Annotated in this window: 10 protein-coding genes and 1 pseudogene; 3 read left to right on the top strand and 8 right to left on the bottom strand. The window is 68.2% G+C overall.

From position 1 onward, the window contains the following. Nucleotides 1–7: 7 nt before the first annotated feature. The 3 genes from ACFU53_RS30220 to ACFU53_RS30230 all read right to left on the bottom strand — a co-directional run bounded on the left by ACFU53_RS30220 (nt 8) and on the right by ACFU53_RS30230 (nt 3,646). Nucleotides 8–685 (bottom strand): SigE family RNA polymerase sigma factor, encoded by a 678-nt coding sequence (locus ACFU53_RS30220; RefSeq protein ID WP_383999219.1) that lies wholly within the window; start codon nt 683–685, stop codon nt 8–10. A 566-nt stretch (nt 686–1,251) separates the two neighbouring features. Beyond that, nucleotides 1,252–2,334, bottom strand: a complete 1,083-nt coding sequence (locus ACFU53_RS30225; protein ID WP_383999222.1) for an aspartate-semialdehyde dehydrogenase — start codon at nt 2,332–2,334, stop codon at nt 1,252–1,254. 31 nt (nt 2,335–2,365) lie between these two features. After that, nucleotides 2,366–3,646: an aspartate kinase gene (locus tag ACFU53_RS30230; protein WP_383999225.1), complete on the bottom strand. Its 1,281-nt coding sequence runs from the start codon at nt 3,644–3,646 to the stop codon at nt 2,366–2,368. A gap of 329 nt (nt 3,647–3,975) precedes the next feature. Between ACFU53_RS30230 and ACFU53_RS30235 the strand changes: the two genes are divergently transcribed. Continuing rightward, nucleotides 3,976–4,716, top strand: a complete 741-nt coding sequence (locus ACFU53_RS30235) for a response regulator transcription factor (protein WP_383999228.1) — start codon at nt 3,976–3,978, stop codon at nt 4,714–4,716. Next, the gene (locus ACFU53_RS30240) at nt 4,713–6,092 is read left to right on the top strand and encodes an ATP-binding protein (RefSeq protein WP_383999231.1); all 1,380 of its coding nucleotides are present in this window, start codon (nt 4,713–4,715) and stop codon (nt 6,090–6,092) included. The genes ACFU53_RS30235 and ACFU53_RS30240 overlap by 4 nt, the downstream gene beginning before the upstream one ends. A gap of 45 nt (nt 6,093–6,137) precedes the next feature. On the opposite strand, the gene ACFU53_RS30245 is transcribed toward ACFU53_RS30240, so the two are convergent. The 5 genes from ACFU53_RS30245 to ACFU53_RS30265 form a co-directional block, all read right to left on the bottom strand. Further along, on the bottom strand, nt 6,138–6,638 hold the full coding sequence (locus tag ACFU53_RS30245) for an SgcJ/EcaC family oxidoreductase (protein WP_383999233.1): 501 nt from the start codon (nt 6,636–6,638) through the stop codon (nt 6,138–6,140). Between the two features lie 152 nt (nt 6,639–6,790). Further along, nucleotides 6,791–7,069, bottom strand: a complete 279-nt coding sequence (locus ACFU53_RS30250) for a hypothetical protein (RefSeq protein ID WP_383999235.1) — start codon at nt 7,067–7,069, stop codon at nt 6,791–6,793. After that, the gene (locus ACFU53_RS30255; RefSeq protein WP_383999238.1) at nt 7,057–7,677 is read right to left on the bottom strand and encodes a hypothetical protein; all 621 of its coding nucleotides are present in this window, start codon (nt 7,675–7,677) and stop codon (nt 7,057–7,059) included. The genes ACFU53_RS30250 and ACFU53_RS30255 overlap by 13 nt, the downstream gene beginning before the upstream one ends. Nucleotides 7,678–8,002: 325 nt before the next feature. After that, the gene (locus ACFU53_RS30260; RefSeq protein ID WP_383999241.1) at nt 8,003–8,188 is read right to left on the bottom strand and encodes a DUF397 domain-containing protein; all 186 of its coding nucleotides are present in this window, start codon (nt 8,186–8,188) and stop codon (nt 8,003–8,005) included. Further along, on the bottom strand, nt 8,188–8,937 hold the full coding sequence (locus ACFU53_RS30265; protein WP_383999244.1) for a helix-turn-helix domain-containing protein: 750 nt from the start codon (nt 8,935–8,937) through the stop codon (nt 8,188–8,190). The genes ACFU53_RS30260 and ACFU53_RS30265 overlap by 1 nt, the downstream gene beginning before the upstream one ends. Before the next feature lie 7 nt (nt 8,938–8,944). On the opposite strand from ACFU53_RS30265, the pseudogene ACFU53_RS30270 reads away from it, so the two are divergent. Continuing rightward, nucleotides 8,945–9,331 (top strand): annotated as a pseudogene (locus tag ACFU53_RS30270) (alpha/beta fold hydrolase); the annotation flags it as partial. Nucleotides 9,332–9,422: the final 91 nt, after the last annotated feature.

Raw genomic sequence — 9,422 nt, forward strand, 5'->3', positions numbered from 1 at the left:
TGTGCGCTCATGCCGGCGCCTCCATGGCGACGCGCAGTGCCGCGATACCCCGGGAGCCGTACGCCTTGACCGAGCCCAGCGATATGCCGAGGGTCTCGGCGACCTGGGCCTCGGTCATGTCGGCGAAGTAGCGCAGCACGAGGACCTCGCGCTGCCGGCGCTGCAGACCCTTCATCGCCTTGATGAGGGAGTCACGCTCCAGCAGGTCGTACGCGCCCTCCTCCGCGCTCGCCATGTCGGGCATCGGCTTCGACAGCAGCTTCAGACCGAGGATGCGGCGGCGCAGAGCGGAGCGCGAGAGGTTCACGACCGTCTGCCGCAGGTAGGCGAGCGTCTTCTCCGGGTCACGGACGCGCTTGCGCGCCGAGTGGACGCGGATGAACGCCTCCTGGACGACGTCCTCGCAGGAGGCGGTGTCGTCGAGGAGGAGTGCCGCGAGCCCGAGAAGCGAGCGGTAATGGGCGCGGTAGGTCTCGGTGAGATGGTCGACCGTCGTGCCGGAGGCCGGCACCGTCGACGTGTCGTCCGCGCCGTCGCGCTGATTGGGTATGCGGGTCGGCCGCGCCGCGGGCATCGGCGCGATCACCGGCATGCCGCCGGCCGAACCGGGCAAGCGGGGACGGCGGGGTGGACGAAGGGCGGTGCCCCTCGTCTGTACCGCGGTGAAATCGAGAACCTCTGCCACGCCTGTTGGACCCGCATCCCCCCGTCGGGGTTGTACGCGACAGGCATCTCTTTTGCGTCAGACCGCACACGTCTCCGTACGGCATGCGCCCCCGTCGGCACCGATTGCACGACCCACCGAACACCGGACAGCGCGTCGAACGCCCTCATGCGTACCAGCTCTTCCCCTATGCCCCAAGTGTTGGCGCCCAGCCCCGCCGAAGGGCGCCCGTTAAAGACGCTCCCCGTCCGCCGCGCGGTTGCGGGCGGACGGGGAGAAAAAGCTCGATCACCGGGAGGCCTGAATCAACCCGGAAATCCCGCGACTGTCCGGCCGCAAATTCTCCGTCCGCCGAACCGTCGACTCGAAGAACTTACACGCCATCACCGACATCGGCCCACGCCAGTGGACCCGCGTAGACGCACGGCGACAGCCGATCTACGCACGGCAGCGGGCGGCCCGCAGGGAAACGGGCTGACAGTGCACTCAAAGGCAACGGACAGTGCACCGCAAGGCAAGGAGCAGTGCGCCAAGGGCAGCAACCGGACCTACCTCGTCCGTTCCGGACCACCTCGCCCGTTCCGGACCTACCTCGCCCGTTCCGCCGCCACCAACTCCGCGATCTGTGCCGTGTTCAAGGCGGAGCCCTTCCGCAGGTTGTCGCCGCAGACGAAGAGTTCGAGGGCCGTCGGGTCGTCGAGGGCCCGGCGTACGCGGCCCACCCAGGTCGGGTCGGTGCCGACCACGTCGGCGGGGGTGGGGAACTCCCCCGCGCCCGGGTCGTCGCAGAGGACGACCCCCGGGGCGGTGGCGAGGATCTCGCGGGCCTTGGCGACCGTGACCTCGCCCTCGAAGCGGGCGTGGAGGGTGAGGGAGTGCGCGGTGACGACCGGCACCCGTACACACGTCACGGCGACCGGCAGCCTCGGCAGTCCGAGGATCTTGCGGGTCTCGTCCCGGACCTTCATCTCCTCCGACGACCAGCCGTCCGCGCGGAGCGACCCGGCCCACGGCACCACGTTCAGTGCCACCGGCTCCGGGAACGGCCCGGTGTTGTCGCCCACGGCCCGCCGTACGTCACCGGGGGTGGTCCCCAGTTCCGTACCGGCCACGAGGGCGATCTGCTGCCGCAGGGTCTCCACGCCGGCCCGCCCCGCGCCGCTGACCGCCTGGTACGAGGAGGCCACCAGCTCCCGCAGCCCGAACTCGGCGTGCAGCGCGCCGAGCGCCACGATCATGGAGAGGGTCGTGCAGTTGGGGTTGGCGATGATCCCGCGCGGCCGGACGCGGGCGGCGTGCGGATTGACCTCGGGGACGACGAGGGGCACCTCCGGGTCCATCCGGAAGGCGCCCGAGTTGTCCACCACGACCGCGCCCTTGGCCGCGGCGATCGGCGCCCAGCGCTCCGCCACCTCGTCCGGTACGTCGAACATGGCGACGTCGACCCCGTCGAAGGCCTCCTCGGCGCCCTCGGTCAGACCCGTCACCTCGACCTGCTCCCCGCGCACGGCCAGCTTGCGGCCGGCCGAGCGCGGAGAGGCGATCAGACGGATCTCGCCCCAGATGTCAGCCCGGTGGGACAGGATCTGGAGCATGACCGTGCCGACGGCGCCGGTCGCGCCCACGACCGCGAGCGTCGGCCTGCCGGTGCGCCCGGCATCAGCGGCCATCAGCGACCGTTACCTCCGTGGATGACGGCCATCAGCGACCCGTACCCCCGTAGACGACGGCCTCGTCGCTGTCGGAGTCGAGCCCGAAGGCGGAGTGCACGGCGCGCACGGCCTCCGGCACGTCGTCGGCACGGGTGACGACCGAGATGCGGATCTCGGAGGTCGAGATGAGCTCGATGTTCACGCCGGCGTCGGACAGGGCCTCGAAGAAGGAGGCGGTGACACCCGGGTTGGTCTTCATGCCCGCGCCGACCAGGGAGATCTTGCCGATCTGGTCGTCGTAGCGCAGCGAGTCGAAGCCGATACCCGCCTTGTTCTTCTCCAGGGCGTCGATGGCCTTGCGGCCCTCGGTCTTCGGGAGGGTGAAGGAGATGTCCGTCAGACCGGTCGTCACGGCGGATACGTTCTGCACCACCATGTCGATGTTGACCTCGGCGTCCGCGATGGCACGGAAGATCGCGGCGGCCTCGCCCGGCTTGTCCGGGACGCCGACGACCGTGACCTTGGCCTCGGAGACGTCGTGGGCGACTCCGGAGATGATGGCGTGCTCCACCTTGTGGTCCCCTTGCGACTCTGGCTTCTCGTTGCTGACCCAGGTGCCCGGCAGTCCGGAGAAGGACGAGCGGACGTGGATCGGGATGTTGTAGCGGCGGGCGTACTCGACACAGCGGTGGAGCAGCACCTTCGAACCGGACGCCGCCAGTTCGAGCATGTCCTCGGAGGAGATCCAGTCGATCTTCCGCGCCTTCTTCACGACCCGCGGGTCGGCGGTGAAGACGCCGTCGACGTCGGTGTAGATCTCACAGACCTCGGCGTCCAGCGCGGCGGCCAGCGCGACGGCGGTCGTGTCCGACCCGCCGCGGCCGAGGGTGGTGATGTCCTTCTTGTCCTGGCTGACGCCCTGGAACCCGGCGACGATGGCGATGTTGCCCTCGTCCAGCGCCGTACGGATCCGGCCGGGTGTGACGTCGATGATCCGGGCTTTGTTGTGGACCGAGTCGGTGATGACGCCTGCCTGGCTGCCGGTGAACGACTGGGCCTCGTGGCCCAGGTTTTTGATCGCCATGGCCAGCAGCGCCATGGAGATACGCTCTCCGGCGGTCAGCAGCATGTCGAACTCACGCCCGGCAGGCATCGGTGACACCTGCTCGGCGAGATCGATCAACTCGTCCGTCGTGTCGCCCATCGCGGAAACGACGACGACCACCTGGTGGCCGTTCTTCTTCGCTTCCACGATCCGCTTGGCGACGCGCTTGATGCCCTCGGCATCGGCTACGGAGGAGCCTCCGTACTTCTGCACGACAAGGCCCACGTGCGCTCCTCGCTCCGTTTCAGTCCCATATCCGCACATACACACGTACTCACGTACTGCGGCGGTCGTCTCAGTTTAACGAGCGGCCGAATATCCCTTCCCTGGTATCGCATGGTGAGATGTCCCGCTCACCCTTTGATCACCTGGGTTTTCTCCGGACGTTCCACCGGTTTCACCCCGGCTTCTCGCCCGGACCTTCGACCGCTCCGGGAACGTCTCTGCCCAGGTCGCCGCCGAACAGTCGGCGCGGGCCGGGAAAAGTGCCTGGAGTCACACCGAGGGCCCCCGCGACGCCGAACGGCAAACTTTCAAGCACTAAGGTCGTGGCCGTGCGCGTACTTCTGGTGGAAGACGACGAGCCGGTCGCCGAGTCCCTGCGACGTGGACTCCTGCGATACGGCTTCGAGGTGGAGTGGGTCAACACGGGTGGGGCGGCGCTGTCGTACAACGGCCCGTACGACGTCGTCCTCCTCGACCTCGGCCTGCCCGACACCGACGGCCTCGACGTCTGCAAGGCCCTCAGGGACCGCAGCCAGGTGCCGATCATCGTGATCAGCGCCCGCAGCGACGAGACGGACCGCGTGGTCGGCCTGGAGCTGGGCGCCGACGACTACGTCTCCAAGCCGTTCGGTGTACGCGAGGTGATCGCCCGCATAAGGGCGGTGATGCGCCGCGTGCAGCCGCGCGCCGCCGACGCGCCCTCCGGCCCCGACCGCTACGGCCCCCGCCTCACCATCGACCGCAAGGCCGCGCGCGTCCACCTCGACGGTACGGAGGTGGCGCTCGCCCCCAAGGAGTACGACCTCCTCGCCTTCCTCACCGAGGAGCCGGGCGCCCTGATGTCGCGCGAACAGATCATGGAAGCGGTCTGGGACGCGAACTGGTTCGGCCCGACGAAGACGCTGGACGTCCATGTGGCGGCGCTGCGGCGGAAGCTGACCGGCGCGATCACGATCGAGGCGGTGCGGGGGGTCGGCTTCCGGCTGATCGTGAATGACGTGAGTGACGGGAGTGACGGGAGTGACGTGAAGGAGGGGGCCGGGACGGGCGACGGCGGCAGTACGTCATGATCCGTCAGCTCATCCGCAGCTACGTGCTCCTCGTGGCTGTGGCCATCGCCCTGTTCACCCTGCCGGTGGCGTTCACTCTCACGGATCAGTTGCGGGGCGACACCCAGCACTCCGTCGAGCGCGAGGCGGAGACCATGGCCCGGCTGCTGGGCACCGGTGACTCCGCCTCGTGCCAGGCCCTGGCACAGATGGCCAAGGCGTATCCCGAGACGGTCGAGGTGACCGCCACCAATGGGTGCGCGCCGGAGGGCCTGGAGGCACCGGCTGACGACGCGGCCCTGACCAGGGCCCTGAAGGACGGCGAGCCCACCACCGACTGGGGCTCCGAGTTCATCTGGGGCAAGAACCTCGTGCTCACGGTCCCCGCCCATGAGCGCGCGGCGGACGGGAAGATCGACGAGGACAAGGTCGTCGGCGCCGTACGGGTCGTGTTCTCGACGGACGAGCTGACCGACCGGCTGTGGCTGATCTGGGGGTTCCGTGCCGCACTCGCCGTGATCGTGCTGGCGGCCGCCGCGATCATCGGCGCGTTCGCCGCCCGGCGTCTGACCGCCCCCCTCCGCCAGCTCAACGAGATGGCGAGCAAGATGAGCGACGGCGACCTGACGGCCCGCTCCCCCGTGACGGGTCCTCAGGAGACGCAGACCCTGGCGCGCACGCTGAACCAGGCAGGCGAACGCCTGGACACGCTGATCGCGTCGCAGCGCATCTTCGTAGCCGACGCCTCGCACCAACTGCGTACCCCCCTGACGGCGTTGCGCCTGTCCCTGGACAACATCGCGGACGGCACGGACGACGAGTTCGTACGGGAGGACGTGGAGCAGGCCACCGCCGAGGTGGTCCGGATGAGCCGCCTGGTCAACGGCCTGCTGGTGCTGGCGCGGGCCGAGGCGAAGGTGACGGCGGCGGAACCGCTGTCCCTGCGGGAGGTCATCGGGGAACGTCTCGACGTGTGGAGGCCGGCCGCCGACGAGCGCGGAGTCACCATCACGCTCAGGGGGAGTGCCGACGGCCGGCTGCTTGTGCTGGCCAGTCCCGGTCATCTGGACCAGGTCCTGGACAACGTGCTTTCCAACGCCCTGGAGGTCTCGCCGGACGGTGCGACCATCACGGTTTCGGTGGAGACCCGGGGCGACGAGGTGGTGCTGTCGGTGCTGGACGAGGGGCCCGGTATGTCGGACGCCGAGAAGTCCCGCGCGTTCGACCGCTTCTGGCGCGGTCAGGGCCTCACCGGGAAGTCCGGTTCAGGCCTCGGCCTCGCCGTCGTCAAGCAACTCGTCACCGACGACAACGGGACCGTGGCCCTCAAGGACGCCCCCGGGGGCGGGTTGTGCGTCGCGCTCACGTTGCGTGCGGCGCGGCACGGGGGTGGCTGAGCCGGGGGGTGGAGGGCTCAGCCACGACTGCGGGTCGGCCGCCGCTCAGCCCTCGGGCATCGCCGACGAGTGGTGGTTCACGATCTTCCACACGCCGTTCCGCTTCTCGTACTCGTACGTGTAGCGGGCCTCGACGACACGCTTCTTGCCGGTCTTCGGGTCGGTGAGCGTGAAGGCGTACGTACCTGCGTCGAGCGCGGAGTTGCTGTCGAGGACGTTGATGTGCGACTTGATCTTCTTGCCGACCGGCTTGTTCTCCAGGAAGTGGTCGAAGTAGTCGACGATGCCGGCGCGGTCGGTGCGGACCTTGTTCGAGACGGTCGGCAGGAGCACCGCGTCCTTCGCGTAGCGGTCCGCCACCTTCTTCGAGTCGCCGGTCTGCAGCGACTTGTTCCAGCCGTCGAAGAGCGCCGCGATCTCCTTCTTGGAGGGCTTCTTCGGCGCGGCCTCGGCACCGGCCATGCTGACTCCGGCGGTGACCGTGCCCGCGGTGACGAGTGCGGTGGCGGTGACGATGGCGGCGCGTATGCGGTTCTTGCGGGTCATCGCGATCTCCCGTGCGAGGTGGGGGTGTTACTGCCTCCGCTTCCTGTGCGGTGGAAGTGACTCAAGATTCGCGTGACGCCGGTTAGGGGCCGTGCAGTGGAGATACAGCGGTGGGACAGGGGTTGTACAAAGCACGGGGGGTGAGTGGATGGTTACGCTTCGCGGTGCTTGAGCAGGTCCGCGGCTTGGTCGATGACGTTACGGCCTTCCGGGGTGCCACCAACCGCTCGGCTCAAGTCGGCAATGAAGCCGGGAAGCAATTCGTGAGCGCGAGGCGCATCGCCCATGAGGGCCAACAGACGAATATGGGTGATCCGGGCGTTCAACGTGTCCATATCGGTAACACCCAGATGGTGCCGGAACTGAGCGACGACCTTCTCCGCCGGCACGACAGCCCTGGGCAGGTGCCCGGCCTCCGTCAACTCCTCCACAAGGTTTCGTCCAAGAACTGCGACGCTGAAGTGGTCATCCCCCAATACCCTCTCGGCTTCGGCGAGTTGGACCTCAAGCGTCGGTCGATCGGGCGGGGATCTGCGGAGCGGACTTCGGCGAGGGTCTGGTAGGCAGTGCTGGGCTCCCGTGCGGCGGCTTCCGCCCTGTCGGGCTCGGCGGGCCCCTCGGACCCGGCGGGCTCGGTCGGCTCCGCTCGGTCGGCCAACTCTGCGGGCTCGTTCTCCTCGACCCGGGCCAGTCCCGGCTGGTAGTGCTCCGTCACGTCCCTGCCGTCGCGCTCCCGCGCGAAGTTCTTCCACCACTCCACCGACCTGGGGGTACGCGACCAGTACGTGCGCGTCACCCATCGCATCGAGCCGTCCTCGACGGTGATGCGCTCCTTGATCCAGCGCAGATGGCCGGCGTGGACGAGGCGACCCGACGACGTACGCACGGCTTGCTGGCCGTAGCGGGGGTGTTCCGCCGCGATCACCTTGTGGCCCATGGCGTGACCGTCTTCGAGATGGTCGATGAAGACGGCGACATCGGCGTCGCGGGGGCTCAGGTGTGCGAAGTCCCGGTCCGCGTGCGGGTCTTCGTCACCCACGGAGCACTTTCCGTAACCCGTTTTGGCCATCGGGTGCGACGGGGAAGGCAGGGCAGCACTAGGCTGGGCGTAAGCCACGATCGAGTTCCGTTCGATCCGTAGGTCTAGGCCCTGGCACTGGTGTTGGCGCACCGGCCGGGGCCGATCTATTTGGTCAGTTGCCGCGAACCTAGAGCGACTTTACGTTCCGAAGCAAGCCGATCACGGAACGTCACCCATTCGGGTTACGCCCCTTCAACTCACGTACAGGCTTGGTTGGTTGGTTTGGTTCTTCACCCAGCCCAGAAATCTTGGAAACCCATGGGAAGAGCTCGGGTCCCGGGGCTCAAGCTCCGGGGGGACCTGCGGAAACGAAGGCCTGCCAGGCGGGTGCGGTGAGGGTGGGGCCGGTCGGGTTCTTCGAGTCGCGTACGTGGACCGTCAACCGTGCGCCGGGGAGGGCGACTTCGACACAGTCGCCGCCCTCGTTGTCGCTGTAGGTCGACTTGAACCACGCCAGTTGGTCACTCATCACTCGTCCACCATCCGCTCGATGAAACGGGCCGATTCAGCGGGGCTGAGGGCCTGCGCGCGGATCATGCCAAGCCGCTCGCTCACGCGACTGACAATGCTGGGATCGGCCGAGAGTTCACTGACGAACGGGCCTTCCGTGAAGGCGAACCGCTCATGGTCGCGGGTTTCCAGCAGCACCATCGGTCCCATGAGGGCGTCGCTGATGACGCGTTCGAAGGGCAGCACCTGCAACATGACGTTGCGGAGGCGGGCCGCCTCCAGCAGTCGGTGCAGTTGCTCGACGTCCACCTGCGGGGTGCACAGAACCGCCTCGTAGAGCACGAAGCTGAAGGCCACCGGCGGCTTGCGATCCGTGAGAATTGCGTGCCGCTCCATCCGGGCCGCGATCCGCTCCTCCACCGTGTCCTCGTCGAGGGGCGGCAGCCGGTTCTCGATCAGCGCACGCGCGTACCCCCTGGTCTGCAACAGCCCCGGGACCAACGCCACCTCGTACGACCACCGACTGATCGCTTCCCTCTCCCGCAGCATGAAGTCCTGTGCCCGCGCCGGATACTTCTCCCTCTGCAAGTAGTCCTTCGCCGAACTCAGCAACCCCTCCGCCCCGCACAACTCATCCGCCACATCAAGCACCCGCGGGGTCGGCATCCGTACCCCCTGCTCCATGGACTTGATCGTGTCCGGCGAGTGATTCGCGGCCTCGGCCAGCTCCTCGCGGCTCACGTTCGCCTTCGTGCGCCAGCGCTTCATCTGGTAGCTGCCGCCCGCGTTGCACCACGCCCTGGTGCGCGAGTACGTCAGCTCGGCCGGCGGCCCGGGGCTGCACCCGGCGGTCCTCGACCGGCTCGTACAGCCATGGCTCGGCGAACACGGTCAGCCCGCCTTCTACCGGCAGATCGCCCAGGCGGACCAGACCCACACCGACGAGATCCAGGACCGGTACGGGGAGATCGGTGTCCCGACGCTGGTGTGCTGGGGCGAGGAGGACGGGTGGATTCCCCTGGCCAAGGGGCGGGAGCTCGCCGACCGCATCCCGGACGCGCGATTCGCGCCGATCACCGGTGCGGGGCACCACGTCCAGGAGGACGCCCCCGCCGAACTCACGGCCCTGCTCCTGGACTTCCTGCACGCGACAACGGACTAGTGATCTGGTTCGGAGATGCGTGAGCAGTAGCGGCAGATGCGGTCGAGGATCTGGTCGGCAGTCTTGGTCCATTTGAAGGGTCTGGCCTGGT

This window comes from Streptomyces sp. NPDC057474, assembly GCF_042802555.1.
Taxonomy (GTDB): domain Bacteria; phylum Actinomycetota; class Actinomycetes; order Streptomycetales; family Streptomycetaceae; genus Streptomyces.